General features: G+C 71.4%; 20 protein-coding genes. 11 read left to right on the forward strand and 9 right to left on the reverse strand.

What is annotated here, in order from left to right; genetic code table 11:
* Positions 1–115 precede the first annotated feature (115 nt).
* Entirely contained in the window at positions 116–325 is a 210-nt protein-coding gene (locus SALPAC2_RS0113075; protein WP_018217091.1) for a GntR family transcriptional regulator, read from the reverse strand.
* A 356-nt stretch (positions 326–681) separates the two neighbouring features.
* On the opposite strand from SALPAC2_RS0113075, the gene SALPAC2_RS0113080 reads away from it, so the two are divergent.
* On the forward strand, positions 682–999 hold the full coding sequence (locus SALPAC2_RS0113080) for a DivIVA domain-containing protein (RefSeq protein ID WP_026184698.1): 318 nt from the start codon (positions 682–684) through the stop codon (positions 997–999).
* Positions 996–1,253, forward strand: a complete 258-nt coding sequence (locus SALPAC2_RS0113085) for a hypothetical protein (protein WP_018217093.1) — start codon at positions 996–998, stop codon at positions 1,251–1,253. The genes SALPAC2_RS0113080 and SALPAC2_RS0113085 overlap by 4 nt, the downstream gene beginning before the upstream one ends.
* A gap of 85 nt (positions 1,254–1,338) precedes the next feature.
* Here SALPAC2_RS0113085 and SALPAC2_RS0113090 read toward each other — a convergent pair whose 3' ends face one another.
* The 3 genes from SALPAC2_RS0113090 to ligD (SALPAC2_RS0113100) form a co-directional block, all read right to left on the reverse strand.
* The gene (locus tag SALPAC2_RS0113090) at positions 1,339–2,163 is read right to left on the reverse strand and encodes a LolA-like protein (RefSeq protein WP_026184699.1); all 825 of its coding nucleotides are present in this window, start codon (positions 2,161–2,163) and stop codon (positions 1,339–1,341) included.
* 139 nt (positions 2,164–2,302) lie between these two features.
* Complete coding sequence (gene ligD / locus SALPAC2_RS0113095; RefSeq protein ID WP_018217095.1) at positions 2,303–3,211, reverse strand: non-homologous end-joining DNA ligase; 909 nt, start codon at positions 3,209–3,211, stop codon at positions 2,303–2,305.
* Positions 3,204–4,142, reverse strand: a complete 939-nt coding sequence (gene ligD / locus SALPAC2_RS0113100; RefSeq protein ID WP_026184700.1) for a non-homologous end-joining DNA ligase — start codon at positions 4,140–4,142, stop codon at positions 3,204–3,206. Before ligD (SALPAC2_RS0113100) ends, ligD (SALPAC2_RS0113095) begins: the two co-directional genes overlap by 8 nt.
* Positions 4,143–4,227: 85 nt before the next feature.
* Here ligD (SALPAC2_RS0113100) and ku point away from each other — a divergent pair, with 85 nt between their 5' ends.
* The 5 genes from ku to SALPAC2_RS0113125 all read left to right on the forward strand — a co-directional run bounded on the left by ku (position 4,228) and on the right by SALPAC2_RS0113125 (position 8,909).
* Positions 4,228–5,304, forward strand: coding sequence for a non-homologous end joining protein Ku (gene ku / locus SALPAC2_RS0113105; RefSeq protein WP_026184701.1), 1,077 nt, complete (start codon positions 4,228–4,230; stop codon positions 5,302–5,304).
* A gap of 173 nt (positions 5,305–5,477) precedes the next feature.
* Positions 5,478–6,113 (forward strand): FKBP-type peptidyl-prolyl cis-trans isomerase, encoded by a 636-nt coding sequence (locus SALPAC2_RS0113110; protein ID WP_018217098.1) that lies wholly within the window; start codon positions 5,478–5,480, stop codon positions 6,111–6,113.
* Between the two features lie 128 nt (positions 6,114–6,241).
* A complete protein-coding gene (locus SALPAC2_RS0113115) occupies positions 6,242–7,096 on the forward strand; it encodes an SCO6745 family protein (protein ID WP_018217099.1) in 855 nt (284 codons plus the stop codon).
* Between the two features lie 35 nt (positions 7,097–7,131).
* Positions 7,132–7,827 carry an HAD family hydrolase gene (locus SALPAC2_RS0113120; RefSeq protein WP_026184702.1) on the forward strand — a complete coding sequence of 232 codons (696 nt, stop codon included), beginning with the start codon at positions 7,132–7,134 and terminating at the stop codon, positions 7,825–7,827.
* A 68-nt stretch (positions 7,828–7,895) separates the two neighbouring features.
* Positions 7,896–8,909: an NADPH:quinone reductase gene (locus tag SALPAC2_RS0113125; protein ID WP_018217101.1), complete on the forward strand. Its 1,014-nt coding sequence runs from the start codon at positions 7,896–7,898 to the stop codon at positions 8,907–8,909.
* 234 nt (positions 8,910–9,143) lie between these two features.
* Here the strand turns inward: SALPAC2_RS0113125 and SALPAC2_RS0113130 are convergent, their stop codons facing one another.
* Positions 9,144–10,793 carry a fatty acid--CoA ligase gene (locus SALPAC2_RS0113130; protein ID WP_033662109.1) on the reverse strand — a complete coding sequence of 550 codons (1,650 nt, stop codon included), beginning with the start codon at positions 10,791–10,793 and terminating at the stop codon, positions 9,144–9,146.
* Between the two features lie 83 nt (positions 10,794–10,876).
* Here SALPAC2_RS0113130 and SALPAC2_RS0113135 point away from each other — a divergent pair, with 83 nt between their 5' ends.
* The 3 genes from SALPAC2_RS0113135 to SALPAC2_RS0113145 all read left to right on the forward strand — a co-directional run bounded on the left by SALPAC2_RS0113135 (position 10,877) and on the right by SALPAC2_RS0113145 (position 13,969).
* Positions 10,877–11,368, forward strand: a complete 492-nt coding sequence (locus SALPAC2_RS0113135; RefSeq protein WP_018217103.1) for an NUDIX domain-containing protein — start codon at positions 10,877–10,879, stop codon at positions 11,366–11,368.
* Between the two features lie 61 nt (positions 11,369–11,429).
* Complete coding sequence (gene rfaE2, locus SALPAC2_RS0113140) at positions 11,430–13,112, forward strand: D-glycero-beta-D-manno-heptose 1-phosphate adenylyltransferase (RefSeq protein ID WP_018217104.1); 1,683 nt, start codon at positions 11,430–11,432, stop codon at positions 13,110–13,112.
* On the forward strand, positions 13,109–13,969 hold the full coding sequence (locus tag SALPAC2_RS0113145; RefSeq protein ID WP_018217105.1) for a glycosyltransferase family A protein: 861 nt from the start codon (positions 13,109–13,111) through the stop codon (positions 13,967–13,969). Before rfaE2 ends, SALPAC2_RS0113145 begins: the two co-directional genes overlap by 4 nt.
* Before the next feature lie 13 nt (positions 13,970–13,982).
* Here SALPAC2_RS0113145 and SALPAC2_RS0113150 read toward each other — a convergent pair whose 3' ends face one another.
* From SALPAC2_RS0113150 to SALPAC2_RS0113160, 3 genes are read right to left on the reverse strand one after another with little or no spacing between them, the layout of a single operon-like run.
* Positions 13,983–15,113, reverse strand: coding sequence for a glycosyltransferase family 9 protein (locus SALPAC2_RS0113150; protein ID WP_018217106.1), 1,131 nt, complete (start codon positions 15,111–15,113; stop codon positions 13,983–13,985).
* Between the two features lie 7 nt (positions 15,114–15,120).
* On the reverse strand, positions 15,121–15,654 hold the full coding sequence (locus tag SALPAC2_RS0113155) for an Hsp20/alpha crystallin family protein (protein ID WP_018217107.1): 534 nt from the start codon (positions 15,652–15,654) through the stop codon (positions 15,121–15,123).
* 10 nt (positions 15,655–15,664) lie between these two features.
* Entirely contained in the window at positions 15,665–16,156 is a 492-nt protein-coding gene (locus SALPAC2_RS0113160; protein ID WP_018217108.1) for a DUF2231 domain-containing protein, read from the reverse strand.
* Between the two features lie 99 nt (positions 16,157–16,255).
* On the opposite strand from SALPAC2_RS0113160, the gene SALPAC2_RS0113165 reads away from it, so the two are divergent.
* The gene (locus SALPAC2_RS0113165; protein ID WP_018217109.1) at positions 16,256–16,873 is read left to right on the forward strand and encodes a pyridoxamine 5'-phosphate oxidase family protein; all 618 of its coding nucleotides are present in this window, start codon (positions 16,256–16,258) and stop codon (positions 16,871–16,873) included.
* Positions 16,874–16,888: 15 nt separating this feature from the next.
* On the opposite strand, the gene SALPAC2_RS0113170 is transcribed toward SALPAC2_RS0113165, so the two are convergent.
* Positions 16,889–18,517, reverse strand: a complete 1,629-nt coding sequence (locus SALPAC2_RS0113170) for an isovaleryl-CoA dehydrogenase (RefSeq protein ID WP_018217110.1) — start codon at positions 18,515–18,517, stop codon at positions 16,889–16,891.
* Positions 18,518–18,564: the final 47 nt, after the last annotated feature.

Genomic DNA, 18,564 nt, shown 5'->3' on the forward strand with positions numbered 1-18,564 from the left:
AGCCCCGAAGTGTGGCGTAGGCCAACCCGGGTCGTGGCCGGTGCGATGACCTCGAGCCTAACGAGGCACGGGTGGCGGCAGCGCGGGGTGCCGCCCGATCAAGGGCAGCGCCCCGTCAACGACGTGGCGGCTCCGCGACGAAGACGCCGCGCCCGGGACGACCCACCAACACCCCCTGCGCCCGCAGCCGCGCCACGGCTCGACTGATAGTGGACTGAGAGGTGTCGTAGTTGTCCGCCAGCACCCGCCCGGAGGGCAACTGCGAACCGGGCGGGTAGGTCCCATCTTTGATCTTGCTCAACAGGTCTTCGAGCAACTCGTCCATCGTGGGTGGAATAGGCACGTCGGGCCCCTTGCAGTCGGTTGGCCCGCCCAGTATCGATCAACCTTTCGCCATAGGCAACATATGTTGCATGTATGACATAGCTGGGTAGCTGGGCAAGTGACTTCTTAACATAGGTGACTTGGTGTCAGTAGCGTCGCTGTCGGTGATGCGGTGCCGCTGCGGTCGGTTGGCGCCTCTCGTACTGGTCTCGCATCGCCGCCGAGATCACACCTCCGCGCCACCCCCAGGCGCGGCCCGGTTGTCGTACCGCCGATTGAGGCTGCGACGGCCGGGCGGGCGCTCCGCCGGCCCCAACCGACGGAGCGCCCCTCCACCTACCCCCGACTCCACGAAGGGTGGCCACCATGCGCAACCTGATCCGCCGACTCAAGCACCGACCCGGTCCGAACAGCGGGGTCACCCACCACCACAAACCCGCCCCGCCCACGCACCCCCGACTGCCGCTGCGGCCGGGGGAGGTCCGGGACCGGTATTTCTCGATCCGGCGACAGGGGCTCGACCCGGTGGAGATCCGCGACTTCCTGCACCGGGTCGCCGACGAGTTGACCACCGCGCAGACCGCCCTGGTCGCGGTGCGGGAGGAAAATGTACGGATCAAGAACGCCCTACGGGAGTGGCAGAGCGCCCAGGCGGCTCGCCACCACTACCGATGACCAGCCGCTGGGTGATCCACCTCCCGGTCACCGCAGCCGACCTGATGCGAGCCCGAATCCTGGCCCGGACCGCCGCCCGGGTGCTGATTCGGTTCAGCGCCCGGGTCGAACCGGGCGGGGTAACCGTCTCCGCCGAGGACCAGCAGGATGTGCGCCACTGGGTCTTCTGCGACCGGCTGTTGCCGGAGGGAGGTGGACGGTGCGTACTCGCGGTGGACCACACCTCCCGTTGCCGGCCGCGCCCGCCCCGGTAACGGCTCTGCCCGGCCGGTGAGCCCGGCCGGGCAGAGTCGTGGCGATCAGTGGGACCGTGCGTCCCGGTCACGTGGGGGTGCTGAGCTACTCCCCGAGGTCGCCGAGGAGGTCGGCGAAGTCGGCGATCTCGGCGGCCGGCGGCGCCTCGATGGTCACCGGTTCGTTATAGTCGGTGTAGTCGACCGTCATCACGCCCATCTCGCCCATGGTAATGCGGGCCCGTCGCGGCCAGTACTGCTCGTCGATCCACAGCTCGGTCTTGATCTCAGTGACGCCGAACTCGGCCATCTGGTCCGCGGCGTTCGCCTGGCCGGCGGAGTCGAGCTTGCCCTGCTCTTCCAACAGAGCAAGGTGCTCCTCCGCGGTGGCGGTGACGCTGTAGTGGACCGTGGGTGTCCCGTCCACCGTCTCCTCGCCGACAACGGCGACGCCCTCAATTTCCAGCAGTGTCTTTACCTGCTGGACCGGGTCGGCATCCTGCATCTGTTCGTCAAGACCCATCCCCGCGACGGCAGAGAAGTCCATCTTCATCCAACTCTTACCGTCGCTGCGCTCGCGTTCCGCCTCGGGAATCTCCATGTACATCGCGGAGTCGACCAAACGGATGGTGGTGGGTTCTCCCTCCATCTCCATGACCATCTCGTAGCTCACGGAGTCACGCAGATCCATCACCATCTGCATCTCGAAGTCCTCGGGACCCGAGACCACCATCGCCGCCCGTACGGTCTCGACCTTGCCGGTCCGATCCGCCGCCTCCTGGAGGGAACCCTTGAGGTCGCTGGCGAGCAGCTCCAGCACGTTCGACTCCTGTGCTGTTTCTTGAGAAGCCGTGGTGGGTCCACATCCGGCCACCGCGACCGCCGCGGCAGTCGCAGCCGACAGGACGGCGATATTCTTCCAACGTGACACGGGTAGCCACTCCCCCCGAAAAGGTGCGAATTTAAACGACGGGTCACGCTACCCCAGTCGTCCGACGACGAACATCATCTTTTCGGACGCACCGCGCTGGCACTCCAACCGGACCGGGCATCGGTGACCGCCACGCCGTCTAGCCCGGCAGCTCCGGCCCGCCATCAAGCAGCGGGGCGAGTAGATCGCCCTGCTCGGCGATACGGGTCAGCACCTCGGCCGCCGGGTAGGGCTTGACCGCCGGGCGCTTGCCGGCTGCCCCGGCCGCAACCTCGGCCCAGGTCAGCGGGGTGGACACCGCCGGCATCGACTGCGCACGCAACGAGTACGGCGCCACCGTCGTCTTCGCCGCGCTGTTCTGGCTCCAGTCGATGAAAACCTTTCCCGCCCGTAGCTTTCGGGTCATCTTGGACACGATCAGCTTCGGATGGGCCCGCTCCAACTCCTGGGCGACCCGCCGGGCGTAGCCGGAAACCGCGTCGGCCGGTTGGGTGCCGGCGATCGGACAGCAGAGCTGCATGCCCTTCTTTCCCGATGTTTTCGGATACGACTCGATCCCGTCGTCCGCGAGCCTTTCCCGCAGCAACAGGGCGACCCGGCAACACTGGCGAAGCTCGGCCGGCGCACCCGGATCGAGATCAACCACCATCAGGTCCGGATCCGCCCCGATTCGCCACTGTGGCGTGTGCAATTCGAGGGCGGCGAGGTTGGCCAACCAGACCAGGGTCGGCAGCTCGTCGGCGACCACGTAGTCGATCGTCTCCCGGCCCTTCGCCGAGCCGGGCACCGGCAACGTCTCGGTGTGAACCCAGCTCGGGGTCGCCGCCGGAGCGTTCTTCTCAAAAAAGGAGCTGCCGTCGACGCCGTTCGGGAACCGGATCCGGGTCAACGCCCGGCCGGCGAGGTGCGGCAGGAGCACCGGGGCGACCCGGGTGTAGTAGTCGATCACCTCGCCCTTGGTGAAGCCGGTCGCCGGGTACAGCACCTTGTCCAGATTCGACAACTCCAGCGTACGGCCAGCCACGTCGACCCGAAGCCGGTCAGGCATCGTCAACCTCCTCGGCGAGTTTGTCCGGGCGTAACCGCAACACCCGGGGAAAACGCAGGCGCCCATCCGGAGTGAGCTGGCCGTACTTCACCTCCACCACGACCCGGGGCGCGACCCAGACCACGGCCCGGGTGTCCGTGCGGGGCAGCTCCTCGGCAAAGGGGGAACCATCGGTGCGCAACGGCTCCAGCTCGCGCAGCAGCTCCCGCTCCAGCGCCGCGCCGATGCCACCCCCGACCCGGCCCCGGAACGTGAGGCGGCCGTCCGGCCGTGGCACCCCGACCAGCAGCCCCCCGAGCCGGCGGGCCCCCGGCCGCCAGCCACCCACCACGAAGTCGCCGGTCACCTCCAACTTGACCTTGACCCAGTCCGGTGAACGCGCACCCGGCCGGTAGACCGAACCGACCCGTTTGGCCATCACCCCCTCCAGGCCGTGCTCCCCCGCCGCCTGGAAGGTCGCCGGGCCGTCCGAGAAGGCGGGCGGGACCGCCCATCGCGGCCCGGCCAGCCCCAACTCGTCGAGCACAGCTCGCCGCCGCTGCCACGGGTAGCCGGTCAGGTCGACGCCGTCGAGTCGCAACAAGTCGAAGACCAGGTAGGTGATGGGCAGGGACGCCGCGAGCCGCGCGGCCCGACCCCGGTCCCGGACGTGCATTCGCTCGGCGAGCGCCGTGAACGACGGCTGCCCGGTCGCGCCGAAGAGCACCACCTCCCCATCGAGGAGGGCGTCATCCACCTGCGCGGCGAGGCCAGCCAATTCCGGATAGGCCACGGTGACCTCGACGCCGGAGCGGGCGTACACCCGCTGCTGGCCGTCGCCGATGTTGACCAGCGCCCGAATTCCGTCCCATTTGAACTCGTAGGCCCAGCCCGGGCCCACCGGCAGCTCCCCGGTGGTCGCGAGCATCGGCTTAGACGGCACGCCGGGCACGAACCGACCTTAGTCGAATGCGGAACTGATGGCGCCCGGTTCCATCGGATGAGAACATGGTCGATACCGGCGAAAGGAGCACAGGGTGCGGGCCATTTGGAAAGGAGCCGTGTCGTTCGGGCTCGTCTCGATCGGGGTGAAGCTGTATTCCGCGACCGAGGAGAAGGATATTCGGTTCCACCAGGTGCACCGGGATGACGGGGGTCGAATCCGCTACAAGCGCACCTGCCAGGTCTGCGGCCAAGAGGTCAGCTACGACGACATCGCCAAGGGGTACGACCTCGGCGGCGGCGAGTTGGTCATCCTCACCGACGACGACTTCGCCGACCTGCCACTGAGCACCTCGCGGGCGATCGACGTACTGGAGTTCGTCCCCGCCGAACAGGTCGACCCGATCCTCTACAACAAGGCGTACTTCCTCGAACCGGAGGGCACTGCCACCAAGCCGTACGTGCTGCTGCGCAACGCGCTCACCGACTCGGAACGGGTGGCCATCGTGAAGGTGGCGATCCGGCAACGCGAGCAGCTCGCGACACTCCGGGTCCACCAGGGCGTCCTGCTGCTCAACACGATGCTCTGGCCCGACGAGATCCGGACACCGGAGTTCGGCTTTCTCGACGAGGATCTGAAGGTCCGCCCCCCGGAGCTCGCGATGGCCAGCTCCCTGATCGACTCGATGGCGGGTGACTTCCAGCCCGATGACTTCACCGACGACTACCGGACCGCCCTGAAGGAGGTCATCGACGCGAAGGTGGAGGGCCGCGAGGTCGTCCAGCCGGAGGAGGTCGAAGAGGCACCGGCGGCGGCGGTCGACCTGATGGCGGCGCTGAAGGCATCGGTGGAGCGGGCCCAGGCGGCACGCGGCGAGAAACCCGCCGGGTCCGGCGCGGGCGAACCGACCCCCATCTCGGCGGCGCGTTCCGCCCAGCGAAAGGCCGCCGAGCAGCAGGCCCCACCGAAGAAGGCCGCCGGCAAGAAAAGCGAAAAAACAACTCCGGCGAAGAAGGCGGCGGAAAAGGAGAAGGCCGAGGAGAAGAAGGCCGCCAAGAAGACAGCCGGCAAGAAGACGGCGACAAAGCCGACCGCCAAGAAGGATGCGGGGCAGCGGGCGGAGCCGGCCAAGAAAGCCGCGGCCCGCAAGACCGCCCGCAAGACCGCCTGAACGGCGGGACCGACACCATCGGTGATACCAACCACCACCGTTGGTACCAGCCACCACCGGCGATCCCAGGCACCACCAGTGATACCGGCTTCCACCAGACAACGGGGCGTCCGACACCTGCACCACGGGGGGCTCGGCGGGTACCGTGTTCGTCGGCCTTCCCCCGGCACGCGGTGCCGGCCACCATCTTCGAACAGGGAGTCGACGCCGTGAGCGAGCGGACGCAGAACCGGGCACAGAAGTCGGAGCGGCGGTTGGCCGCGCAGCTCGCCGAGCAGAAGGCGGCCGAGGCGAAGCGCCGCCGGCAGGCCTGGATCAGCGGGCTCGCCGGGGTTGCCGTGGTCGGCCTCCTGGTCGCCGTGTTCGTGCTGGTCGGCCCGGCCGGTGACGACGAGAGCAACCCGACCGCGGCGGACACCCCGTCGGCGGACGTCCTCGACCCGGCGCTGAAAACCCGGCCGACCGTGGAGGCGGGCGAGGGCGAGCTGACCGAGCTCGTCGTCACCCCGCTGATCGAGGGCACCGGTCCCGCGGTGGAGAGCGGTCAGTCGATCACCGTCAACTACGTCGGCATCCTCTACAACGAGGGCGAGGAGTTCGACTCGTCCTGGTCGCGCGAGGAACCGTTCACCACCCCGATCGGCGTCGGCGGAGTGATCCCCGGCTGGGACCAGGGCCTGGTCGGTGTGACCATCGGCAGCCGGGTGCAGCTGGACATCCCCACCGAACTGGCGTACGGCGCCGACCCGGGCGGCGGCTACCCGGCCGGTCCGCTGCGCTTCGTCGTGGACGTGCTCGACGCGCAGTAAGCCGCCGCCCCGCCCCGCCGCCGGTGCAGTTGGCCACAGTGGGCTTCCACACCGTTACCGAACGGCAGTAGGTTCGTCGAACCGGGGGCAGATACCCCCAAGGGGCCGGAACGGACGCGGAGGTGCGCATGACAGACGACGCGGGGCGGACAGCCCGGTTGATGTGGACCCACTTCGAGCCGGTGCACGCGGTGACGTACTTCCATCCCCGGGCCCGCGCGGCGTACGAGGCGACCGGGCTACGCGGCTACTGGCGGGGCTACTTCGCCGGCCGGTCCGCGCCGCTCGGCGCCACCGCCGCGGCACCGGTGACCGCGGCCTTCTACCACTTCGCCCCGCACATGGTGCAGCGCGCGCTGCCCGCGGTCTGGAAACTGGCGTCCCCGGAGGAGGCCCTGCGCGCCCGACTCACCGGTGCCGTCCAGGCCCTCGCCGAGCTCACCTACGAGCTGCCCGAAGCCCACCTCACGGAGACCGCCGACCTGATGGAGGCCGCGGCGGCCGAGACCAGGACGGCCGGCCGGGTGCTGGGGGCCGCGAACGCGGCGCTGCCGCGCGGTGAATACCCGCTCGCCCGGCTCTGGCAGGCGGCGACGGTCCTGCGGGAGCACCGTGGGGACGGGCACATCGCCGCGCTCGTCGCGGCCGACCTCGACCCGGTGGAGACGCTGGCCTGGCGGGTCGCGGTGGGAATGCCAGCGGCCACCCTGCTCGGCCGGGGCTGGACCGAGCAGGAGTGGGCGGCGGCCAAGAGTCGGCTCCACGACCGGGGGTGGCTGACCGCCGACGGCGAACCGACCGAGCGGGGCCGGGCCGGATTCGACACCGTCGAGGCCGCCACCGACGCGACGGCGACCCGCCCGTGGCAGGCACTCGGCCCGGAGCGCAGCGCCCGACTCCGGGAACTGCTCGACCCAATGGTCCGGGCCGGGCACACCATCATCCCGCCGGAGAACCCGATCGGCCTGCCGTCCCTGGGTTGACCGGCGCCGCCGGCCCGGTCCGGCAGGATGAGGGCATGGTAGCTGCGGTGATCTTCGACCTGGACGGCGTGATCGTGGACTCCGAACCGGTCTGGGAGGAGGTCCGCCGGGCGTACGTTTCGGCGCACGGCGGCACCTGGCAGGCCGACTCGCAGCGCCGGATGATGGGCATGAGCACCGGCGAGTGGTCCCGCTACCTCAGCGACGAACTCGGCGTCGACCGGACCGCCGAGCAGGTCGCCACCGAGGTGGTCACGGAGATGTCCCGGCGGTACGCACACCGCGTACCGCTGATCGACGGTGGCGTTGACGCCGTGCGCCGGACGGCCGGGCGGTGGCCGCTGGGCCTGGCCAGCTCCTCCCCGACCCGGCTGATCCGCACGGCGCTCGACGCTACCGGACTCAGCGACACCTTCGACGCGACGCTGTCGACCGAGGAGACCAGGCACGGCAAACCGGCTCCAGATGTCTACCTGGCGGTCGCGGAACGGCTCGGCGTCGACCCGGCCCGCTGCGTCGCGGTCGAGGACTCCGCCAACGGCGTCCGGTCCGCGGCGGCCGCGGGGATGGCCGTGGTGGCGGTGCCGCACGGGGCGTACCCGCTGGAACCGGACGCCGAGCGGCTCGCCGCGGTGGTGCTCTCCTCGATCGACGAGCTGACGCCGGAGGTCGTGGCGACGGTCCACGGCGGCGAGGAACGGCCAGGTACGGCAGACCAACAGGGCGGTTGAGAAGACCGCATAAAGGCAAGGCCATGGCGGCATGAAGGCGATGACCGCATGAAGGCGATGGAGGCGGCATGAGAGCGATCGTGTACGAGCGCACCGGCGACCCCACGGTGCTGCGGCTGGTCGACCGGCCGGTGCCCGAGCCGGGGGCCGGCGAGGTGCTGGTCCGGATGGCCGTCGCGGGAGTGAACCCGACGGACTGGAAGGCACGACGAAACGGCCAACTGCCGGCCGGCTGGCAGATACCCGGCCAGGACGGCGCGGGGGTGGTCGAGGCGGTCGGCGAGGGGGTCGACCGGTCCCTCATCGGCGAACGCGTCTGGGTGTGGGAGGCCGCCTGGCAGCGGCCCTGGGGAACGACCGCCGAGTACACGCTGCTCCCGGCCCGGCAGGCCGTCCGCCTCGGTGCCGCCTCCTTCGACCTCGGCGCGTGCCTGGGCATTCCGTTCCTGACCGCGCACCGGTGCCTGACCGCCGGTGAGTACCTGCCGGACGCACTGCACGCCGGGGCGCTCGCCGGTCACACCGTGCTGGTGCAGGGTGGAGCGGGCGCGGTGGGTAACGCGGCGATCCAGCTCGCACGCTGGGCGGACGCCTGCGTGGTCACCACGGTGAGCAGCGCGGAAAAGGGGAAGCTCGCGGCGGCGGCCGGGGCCGATGTCGTGGTCAACTACCGGGAACAGGACGTGGTGGCGGAGGTCCGCAAGATCGCACCAGCGGGGGTCCACGCGATCGTCGAGGTCTCCACCCGCAACAGTGACATCGATGCCCAGCTACTCCGGACCGGCGGCGCGGTCTGTGTGTACGCCGACGACGGCGGCAGCGAGGTGACCCTGCCGGTCCGGCCCCTCATGGCCTTGAACGCCCGCTGGCAGTTCGTTCTGGTCTACACCGCGCCGAAGGCCGCGAAGGCGCAGGCCGTCGTGGATGTGGCGGCGGCGGTGGAGCAGGGTGGCGTCCGGGTAGGCGAGGAGGCGGGGCTACCGCTGCACCACTACCCGTTGCCGGCAGCCGAGGCCGCGCACCGGGCAGTGGAGGAGGGGGCGATCGGAAAGGTGTTGATCAACACCGCGGACGACCGGTGAACCCGGATCGCGCCGGGCACTCCTCCCCCGGTAGCAAGTTCCCAGGTATCGGGGACAGAGGCGAATCGTCCTCGCGAGAATAACGGTGCGGGTCGCCCCGCGTTGAACGGGCGGCCCCGGCGCGGTGCGAACGCCGGGGCCGCCCCCCTGGGCCATGGCCACGTACATCGGCGCGGGGCTGCGGCGCCCCTGCCTCGCACCGGTCCGATCCGGCCCGGCCGGGTGCGGTGGTGGCTAGGAAGAGGTCAACTCCCGGACGGCGAGATCCCCCTCGGCGTACCGGGCCCGAACCGCCTTCTTGTCGAACTTGCCCACACTGGTCCTCGGGACGGCGTCGATGACCGCCCAGCGTTCGGGGAGCTGCCAGCGGGCCACCGACTCGGCGAGGAAGCCCCGCAGCTCCGCGACCCCGGCCTTCGCCCCCTCCCGGAGCACCACGGTCGCCAACGGCCGCTCGCCCCACCGCTGGTCCGGAACCCCCACCACGCAGGCCTCGACCACATCCGAATGGGCCATCAGCGCGTTCTCCAGCTCCACCGAGGAGATCCACTCACCGCCGGACTTGATGACATCCTTCGCCCGGTCGGTCAGCGTCAGGTAGCCATCCGGGGAGAGGGTGCCGACATCACCCGTACGCAGCCAGCCGTCCCGGAAGGTCTCCTCGTCGGGGGTCTCGTCGCCGACGTACCGTCCAGTCACCCACGGCCCGCGGACCTCCAACTCCCCCACGGACGTGCCGTCGGCGGGCAGCCGCCTGCCCTGCGGGCCAACGATCCGGGCCTCGACGCCGGCCGGGACCCGCCCCTGGGTGTAGCGGTACCGCCACGCCGTGGCCTCGTCCGCCCCGGCCGGCGGTCGGGCCACCGAACCGAGCGGAGAGGTTTCGGTCATCCCCCAGGCGTGAATGATCCGGATGCCGTGCCGCTCCTCGAACGCGTGCATCAGCGCCGGTGGGCAGGCCGACCCACCCACGATCACCTCCGCCAGGGAGCTGGTGTCGACGTCGTGGCTGTCCAGGTGGGCGAGGAGATCGGTCCAGATGGTCGGGACGGCACCGGCGACGGTCGGCCGCTCGGCGGCGATCATCCCGGCGATCGGGGCGGCCTGGAGGAACCGGTCCGGCAGGAGCAGCGACGCACCGCAGAGGAACGCCGCGTAGGGCAGCCCCCAGGACATCGCGTGGAACATCGGCACGATGCCCAGGACCCGGTCCTTTGGCCCGAGGCTGAACGACTCCGGCATGCAGACCTGGAGCGAGTGCAGGTAGATCGAACGATGCGAGTAGGCCACCCCCTTGGGGTTGCCGGTGGTCCCGGAGGTGTAGCAGAGCGCGGCGGCGGAGCGCTCGTCCACGTCCGGCCAGTCGTAGCTGTCGGGCTTGCCGGCCAGCAGGGCATCCCAGTGGTGCACGGAGATCCGGTCACCGGCCGCCGCGACCAGCGGGGCGGGGTCACCGCCGCCGACCACCACCACGTGCCGGACGGTGGTCAGGTCGCCGATGACCTTCGCCAGCAGCGGGATCAGGGTCGTGTCGACCAGCACCACCCGGTCCTGCGCGTGGTTGGCGATGTAGGCGACCTGGTCCGGGAGGAGCCGGATGTTGAGCGTGTGCAGCACCGCACCCATGCTCGGCACCGCGAAGTAGGCCACCAGGTGCTCGGTGTTGTTCCACAGGAAGGTGGCGACGCGCTCGTCCCCGGTCACGCCGCACTCGTCCCGCAGCGCGTGCGCCAGCTGGGCGGCCGAGCGCGCCACCTCGGCGTAGGTCATCCGACGCGGCTCGGCGCCGGTCCAAGTGACCACCTCGGCCGAGCTGTGCACGGTGGCGCCGTGGCCAAGAATCCGGGAAACCTGGAGGGGGGCATCCATCATCGTGCTCCGCATGAGCAACAAGGTAGTGTCGCCGATCACATCTGGGAACCCCGGATCTCCATCTCGCCCCGGCGGCGGTGCGTAGATTAGCCGGAGTGAGCATTTCCTGGGCAGATTCCTACGTCGGACAGCTCCGCGCCCTCGCCGGCGACCGGACGCTGATGTTCGTCGGTGCCCGCGCGGTGGTGCGGGACAACGCAGACCGGATCCTGCTGATCCAGCGCGCCGACAACGGGCACTGGGCGATGCCGGCGGGGGCGATGGAGTTGGGTGAGTCCATCGCCGACTGCGCGGTGCGGGAGGTTCGGGAGGAGACCGGGCTGCGCGCCCTGCGGGTCAGCGCCTTCGCCCTCTACACCGGGCCGGACCGCACCCACACCAACATGTACGGGCACACGTACCAGATCTTCACCACCGCGTTCCGGGTGGAGGAGTGGGACGGGGACCTCACCCGGGTCACCGATGAGACCACCGACGCCGCCTTCTTCGACCGGGGCCACCTGCCCAGCCCGCTGTCGGCCAGCGTCCCGGAGACCCTCGCCGACCTGGATGTCTTCGAGCAGACGAACCGACTGATCCTCAAATAGTCCGCCGCCGGTCCCGCACCGCCAGGTTTGGCCCGGCGGACCGGCGGGGACCCGGACGGACATGGCAGGAGCAGCAGCGGAACAGCACCGACTCGCCGCCGTGGTGGAGAGCTGGCTGGGACGCCCCGTACTGGTCGTCGGGGACGCGATGCTCGACGAGTGGCGGTTCGCCGACTCGGATCGGCTCTGTCGGGAGGCACCGGCCCCGATCCTCACCCTGCGCCGACGGATCTCCGCCGCGGGCGGTGCGGCGAACACCGCCGTCAACATCGCCGCGCTCGGCGGACGGGCCGCGCTGGTCGCACCGATCGGCGCGGACGTGGCCGGCGACGAGGTGCACGACTGCCTGGACCGGGCCGGGGTGTGGGACCGCACGGTCAGCCACTCGAGCCGCCCGACCCCGGTCAAGCGACGGATGCTCGCCGGCAGCCAGATCCTGCTCCGGGAGGACTCCGGTGGTCCCGCGGAACCCCTCGACGACGCCGGGGTGGCTCGGCTGCTCGACGCCCTGGCCTGCGCGACCACGGAACTACACGCGGCGGGCGGCGCGGCGCCGACCCTGGTGGTCTGCGACTACGCGCTGGGGGCCCTACCCGCACCGGTACGCGGGTGGCTGGTGGCCAACCGGGAGCGGTACGCCACGGTCGCGTTGGACGCGCATGACCTCGCCGACTGGCGTGGGCTCGCCCCGACCGTGGTCACGCCGAGCTTCGCCGAGGCGAGCCGACTGCTCGCCCACACCGCGGCCCGCCCCGGGGGCGGGGGCGAGGGCCTGCACCTGGACCACCCGGACCGCGCCCGCTCCGACGGCCCCTCCGAGCTGACCGTGGGGGTCGCACCCGGCGACGGTCGAGTCGCCGCGGAGGAGATCGAACCCGGAGCGCGCGGGGACGCTGCGCGGCCGGACCGGGCGGTACTGGCCGAGTCCCGGCTGGCGGAGCTACGGCAACACACCGGCGCCGATGTCGTGGCGGTGACGCTGGACACCGAGGGCGCGGTCGTCGCCGGCCCGGACGGCGAGCCCAACCGCAGCCACAGCAACCCGATGCCGGCCAGTCACACGGTCGGGGCCGGAGACGCGTACCTGGCGGCGATGACCCTCGCCCTGGCCGCCGACGCTCCCCTACCGACCGCCGCGCAGCTCGCCCAGCTCGCGGCCACCATCACCGTCTCCGACACCGGCACCTGTGTCTGCCGGCGGGAGGACCTGCTCACCGCGCTCAACCGGTCCGGCGACGGCGACGCCCCGACCCTCGTCGGCGCCGACGAGTTGGCGACGATCGCCGGTGCGCACCGCCGCGCGGGCCGCTCGGTCGTCTTCACCAACGGCTGCTTCGACGTCCTGCATCCCGGGCACGTCCGCTACCTGGAGCAGGCCCGCGCCCTCGGTGACCTGCTCGTGGTGGCGGTCAACGCCGACGGCAGCGTCCGCCGGCTCAAGGGCGCCGACCGACCGGTCAACCCGGTCGAGGACCGGGTGGCCCTGCTGGCGGCGCTGACCCACGTTGACCATGTGGTGGTCTTCGAGGAGGACTCGCCCGCCCGGCTCATCGAGGCCATCCGGCCGGACATCTACGTCAAGGGCGGGGACTACCCGCCGGAGCTGGTGCCGGAGGCACCCCTGGTCCGGCGGCTCGGCGGCCAGGTCCGCACCCTCGGCTACGTGCCGGACCGCTCCACCTCGGCGATCATCGACCGGATCCGCGCGCACGGCGGCAGCGCACCAGTGGCGGGGCAGGCGTGAGCCGACCCCTCGACCACGGCACCTCCGACGAGTTCCGCGCCGAGCGACACCTCGACGTACTGATCCCCACCCGAAACCGCCCCGCCGAGCTGGCGGTCACCCTCTCCGGGCTCGCCGCCCAGGAAGCCGTACCCGACTTCGGGGTGGTGGTCAGCGACCAGTCCGACGACGCCCCCGCGTACGCGCACCCGGCCGTGGCGGCGATGGTCCGGGTTCTGCGCCACCGGGGACACCCGGTCCTGCTGACCCGCCGACTACCCCGGCGTGGAATGGCCGAGCACCGGGCAGCGCTACTGGCCGCCTCGACCGCCCGCTACGTGCTCTGTCTCGACGACGACGTGTGGTTGGCGCCGGGAGCCCTGCGCCGGCTGGTCACCGCGATCGCGGAGCTGGGCTGCGGGTTCGTCGGCAACGCCGTACACGGTCTGTCGTACCGGCACGACATCCGCCCGGAGACGCACCGGCACTACGAGGAGTGGGACGGGCCGCCGGTGCCGGAACGGATCCGCCCGGGCGGCCCGGAGTGGGAGCGCGCACTGCTCCACCCGGCCGCGAACCTGCTGCACGTCACCGAGCGGCTGCGGCTACCACCGGAGGCCTGGCGGGCGTACAAGGTGTCCTGGATCGGTGGTTGTGTGCTGTACGACCGGGAGAAGCTGGTCGACGCGGGCGGCTTCGACTTCTGGCGACGAGTGCCGGAGCGGCACCAGGGGGAGGATGTCGCCGCCCAGCTCGCGGTGTTGGAGCGGCATGGCGGCGCCGGCGTCCTGCCCAGCGAAGCATTCCACCTGGAGTCACCGACCACCGTCACCGAACGTGAGGTGGAGGCGTGGGAGGTACTCCTCGAACAGGCGTAGCACCAGCCGCGGCTCAGGGCGTCGAGGCCGGTTGCGCTCCGTCGGTGAGCAGGTCGCGGGCGGCTTCGAGGACCTCGATCACCGGGACCTCGGCCACGAACGAGTCGCGGTGCGGGCACTCGCCGTCGCCGGGCCGGTGTGGATAGCTACCCGGGGTGCAGTCGACCCCGCAGACCGGGCAATGCACCGTCCAGGACGTGATCGGGCGGTGCCGGCCCCGCAGCGGGCTCGCCGTGGTGATCAGGTTACCGACCCAGAAGATGCCCACCGTGGGCGTACCGACCGCGGCCGCTAGGTGCAGCGGCCCGGTGTCGTTGGCGACCACCAGCGCGCAGCCGGCGTAGCAGCCGGCCAACCCGCCGAGGCTGAGCGTGCCGACCTGCGGCCGGAGGGGCACCCCGGCCGCCGCCACCACCCGCTCCACCACCTCCTGCTCCACCGGTGTGCCGGTGACCAGCACCTCGTACCCGTCCCGGTGCAGCTGCCGGGCGACGGCCGCGAAGTGTTCGACCGGCCAACGTCGACGGGTATCGGTGGCACCCGGGTGCAGCGCCACCCGTGTCCGGTCCGCCGGGCCGAGCACCCCGGCCGCCTCCGCCCGGTCGGCGTCGGTGACCGCCAGGGTGGGGACAACCGTGGTCGCCGCGGCCCCTACCAGGGCCGCCACCTCCAGGTAGCGGATCACCTCATGCTGGTAGTAGACGTAGCGCAGCCAGCGGTCCAGCGGCGGCGCGTCCTCGGCCCGCAGACCGGCCGTCACCCGGGCACCGAGGCCCGCCACCACCGGGTTTGAGTTTGCCCCGCCGCCATGCACCTGCAGCGCCAGGTCGAAGCGCTCCGCCCGGGCCCGGGTGAGGAAGTCCGCCAGCCCGGACTCCGGCTCGTCCGGCTCCGGGCGGCGGATCCCGGGAGCCGGCGGAACCACCAGGACCCGGTCCACCGGACCCGGGCGATCGCGCCAGAGCTTCGCGTGCCACGGCGCGCCGAGCAGGACGATCTCCGCCGCCGGGTACGCGGCCCGCAACGCGGCCAGCGCCGGCAGGACGAAGATGAAGTCGCCGAGCGCGTTGGCCCGCAGCACGGCGATCCGCTCCACCTCGGGTACGCGCTGCGCGGCCGGGCCGAGCAGGTGCGGGGCGACCATCGGCGCGCTACGGCCGGTCGGACTCGACGGGCGGGTGGTGCAGTTCCCGGTTGGCGACGGGGTCGACCGGGAACTGGGTGCCACCGTCGGCGCCGCGAGCACCGCTGCGCCCGACGGTGATGGTGCGGGGCTCGGGTCGGACGGTCCGGGGCAGTCGAATCCGGAGCAGGCCGTGATCCATCACCGCGTCGATGGCCTCCGGGTCCACCCGGGACGGCAGCTCCACCCGGTACACGAACGCCCGGTCCTCGGAGCCGTCGAGGATCCCGTAGTCGGCGTTGACCTCGGCCTCCGAGCGGGCCCGGACGCAGAGCTCCCGCTCGTCCAGCTCGACCGCCACCTCGTCGGGTGCGACCCCGGGCAGCCGGACGATCACCTCCCAGCCGTCCTCGGTCTCGTCCAGCTGCAGGTCCGTCGAGTCGGACCGACCCCCCACCAGCCGCCCCAGCTCGGCGCGGAGCGTTTGCCACTCGCCCATCGGGTCCCGCCCCTGCTGTCGGCCGCGCCTGCCCTGGCCGATCCCGCCGCCGGGTTCACTCATCACACTTCTCCTATTCGCTGGGGGTTGTCGAGGGCCGCAGGGAACTGGGCGCGTCCAGGTCGGCGTCCCGGTCGACTCCGACGCCGAGCCGGTCAACCAGCTCTCCACCGAGCCACGCGCTGACCCCGAGGATGGCCAGGGCGACGATCTCGATGGCGAGGAGCGCGCCGCCGGCGGCCCGGGAGTCGGCGTTGAGCCGGACCGCCCAGACCGCGGCGAAGAGCAGGATCAGCGCCACGTTCGCGGCGGCGTGGGTGAGCGCCACCCGCTTGGCCCGGGTACCGGTCGGGATGGCGAGCAGGTCGACCGTCCCGGCTGCCGCGGCCAGCAGCGCACCGACCAGGCCGACGGTGAGGTTCCAGTAGGCGACCTCACCGAGGAAGTCGGGCCCGCCCACGATGTCGACCACGTCGAAGAGCACGGCGGTGGCGAGCAGGGCGACCGGGAACATCACCAGCATCGGGTGGAGGGGGTGACCCAGCACTTTGAGTCGGCTCTCCATACCCGGGCCTCCACTGTTCGGCAAACCTCACCCCGGCCGATGTCGTCTAGGCTGCCGATGACGCACCGCCGCCATGGTCAACGGATGAGGGAGGGGCACGTGACGGTAGATATCACCACTCACGAGGAGTTGCGGGAGTTACTGGGCGTACCGACGGCTCAGGCCGCCACGAAGGAGCGAACCCACCTGCACGAGCGGGACCGGCAGTGGCTGGCTGCCTCCCCGTTCTGTCTGGTGGCGACGGCCGGCGCGGACGGCACCTGCGATGTCTCGCCGAAGGGGGACCCGCCCGGCTTCGCCCTGCCGATCGACGACACCACCATCGCCATCCCGGAGCGACCGGGCAACCGACGGGCCGATGGCTTTCACAACATCCTGGACAATCCACACGTCGGGCTGATCTTCCTGATTCCCGGGCGCACCGACACGTTGCGAATCAACGGCCGGGCCCGGCTGATACGGGAGGCGCCCTTCTTCGACTCGATGACGGTCAAGGGCCACCGGCCGGTCCTGGCGCTGGTGGTAGCGATCGAGGAGATCTTCTACCACTGCGCGAAGGCGTTCCTCCGGTCGCAGTTGTGGAGCCCGCAGACCTGGACGCCGGAGGTGCTGCCGTCCCGGGCCCGCCTGGCCAAGGAGGTCGAGGCCCGCACGGAGAGCCTGACCGACCTACAGAGTTACTACGGCCCGGAGTACGCGCGCCGCCTCTACGCCTGAGCCGACCGCGGCGGGTCAGCCCACCTTCGGCGTGGCGCGGTCGATGATCGCGGCGAGGTCGATCCCGGCGGGCAGCGTGCCGTACGCGTAGCCGTGCGCGCCGCCCAGCCGGGACGCGCAGAACGCCTCGGCGACCGCCGGGTGGCCGTGTCGCACCAGCAGTGCCCCCTGTAGGACGAGGGCGAGCCGCTCCACCAGGTGCCGCGCCCGCAGCTCGGCGTCGTTCGGATCCGCCAGGCTCGCCCGCAGCCGCCGGACCGCGGCGTCGAGCCGGGCATCCGCACCGGCGGCGGCGTCCACCTCGGCCTCGAAGGCGGCCAGCACCCGCGGCTCGCGGGTCAGCGCCCGCAGCACGTCCAGGGCGGCCACGTTGCCGGAGCCCTCCCAGATCGAGTTCAGCGGTGACTCCCGGAACAGCCGGGGCATGCCGGATTCCTCCACGTACCCGTTGCCACCCAGGCACTCCAGGGCCTCGGCGGCGTGGCCCGGCCACCGCTTGCAGACCCAGTACTTGCCGACCGCGACGCCGAGGCGCCGGAACGCGGCCTCGTCGGCGTCACCCCGGGCCGAACGATCCGTCGCACCGGCGAGCCGCAGCATCAGGACGGTGGCGGCCTCCGACTCCACCGCCAGGTCGGCGAGGACGTTGCGCATCAACGGCTGGTCGACCAGCGGGCGCCCGAAGGCCCGTCGGTGGCGGGTGTGGTGGACGGCGGTGACGACTCCCTGGCGCATCCCGGCGGCGGCGCCGATCAGGCAGTCGAGCCGGGTCAGGTTGACCATGTCGATGATGGTGCGGACGCCGCGCCCCTCGTCGCCGACCCGCCACGCCACCGCGTGCTCGTACTCGATCTCCGCGGAGGCGTTCGACCGGTTGCCCAGCTTCTCCTTGAGCCGCATCAACCGCAGCGGGTTGCGCGTGCTGTCGGGCAACACCCGAGGCACCAGGAAGCAGGTCAGCCCACCCGGGGCCTGACCGAGAGTCAGGAAGAGATCGCACATCGGTGCGGAGGTGAACCACTTGTGCCCGACCAGCCGGTAGCTGCCGTCCGCCGCCGGCTGGGCGACGGTGGTGTTGGCGCGTACGTCCGAACCGCCCTGCTTCTCGGTCATCGACATGCCCGCCAGCAGGCCGTGCTTGCCGAGCGCCGGACGCAACCCCGGGTCGTACGCGGTGGCGGTCAGCAGCGGCTCGTACTGGGCGGCCAACTCCGGGGCGTGCCGCAGCGCCGGCACCGCCGCGTAGGTCATCGAGATCGGGCAGCCGTGCCCGGCGTCCGGCCGCCAGGTGTAGAACTTCGCGGCCCGGGCGACGTGCGATCCGGGCCGGTCGTCGGCCCACGGCGCGGCGTGCAGGCCGTAGGTCACCGCGGTCCGCATCAGCTCGTGCCAGGACGGGTGGAACTCCACCTCGTCCATCCGGTGCCCGTAGCGGTCGTGGCTGCGCAGTACGGGCGGGTGTTCGTTGGCCAACCGGCCGTGCTCGACCGCCGCCTCCGTGCCGCCGAGCCGGCCGAGTTCGCGCAGCTCGGCGCTGGCCCAGCCGGCTCTCTCCCGGGCCAGCCCGGAGTGGAGTGCCGGGTCGTCGGACATGTCGTAGTCGACCAGGGGCGGCACCTGGTTGAACACTTCGTGCGTCGACACAGTGGCCTCCCCACCCGGGTCAACTCAGCCCGCTCGACACGGTTCGC

Source organism: Salinispora vitiensis, assembly GCF_000378825.1.
Classification (GTDB): Bacteria; Actinomycetota; Actinomycetes; order Mycobacteriales; family Micromonosporaceae; genus Micromonospora; species Micromonospora vitiensis.

Bases quoted from the DNA above. Each gene is read 5' to 3' on its own strand.
- SALPAC2_RS0113150 (WP_018217106.1), bottom strand. From the start codon at position 15,113: ATGGTCGCCCCGCACCTGCTCGGCCCGGCCGCGCAGCGCGTACCCGAG.
- SALPAC2_RS0113160 (WP_018217108.1), bottom strand. From the start codon at position 16,156: ATGGAGAGCCGACTCAAAGTGCTGGGTCACCCCCTCCACCCGATGCTG.
- SALPAC2_RS0113115 (WP_018217099.1), top strand. From the start codon at position 6,242: ATGACAGACGACGCGGGGCGGACAGCCCGGTTGATGTGGACCCACTTC.
- rfaE2 (WP_018217104.1), top strand. From the start codon at position 11,430: ATGGCAGGAGCAGCAGCGGAACAGCACCGACTCGCCGCCGTGGTGGAG.
- SALPAC2_RS0113120 (WP_026184702.1), top strand. From the start codon at position 7,132: ATGGTAGCTGCGGTGATCTTCGACCTGGACGGCGTGATCGTGGACTCC.
- SALPAC2_RS0113130 (WP_033662109.1), bottom strand. From the start codon at position 10,793: ATGCGGAGCACGATGATGGATGCCCCCCTCCAGGTTTCCCGGATTCTT.
- SALPAC2_RS0113085 (WP_018217093.1), top strand. From the start codon at position 996: ATGACCAGCCGCTGGGTGATCCACCTCCCGGTCACCGCAGCCGACCTG.
- SALPAC2_RS0113075 (WP_018217091.1), bottom strand. From the start codon at position 325: ATGGACGAGTTGCTCGAAGACCTGTTGAGCAAGATCAAAGATGGGACC.
- ligD (WP_018217095.1), bottom strand. From the start codon at position 3,211: ATGCCTGACCGGCTTCGGGTCGACGTGGCTGGCCGTACGCTGGAGTTG.
- SALPAC2_RS0113155 (WP_018217107.1), bottom strand. From the start codon at position 15,654: ATGAGTGAACCCGGCGGCGGGATCGGCCAGGGCAGGCGCGGCCGACAG.
- SALPAC2_RS0113125 (WP_018217101.1), top strand. From the start codon at position 7,896: ATGAGAGCGATCGTGTACGAGCGCACCGGCGACCCCACGGTGCTGCGG.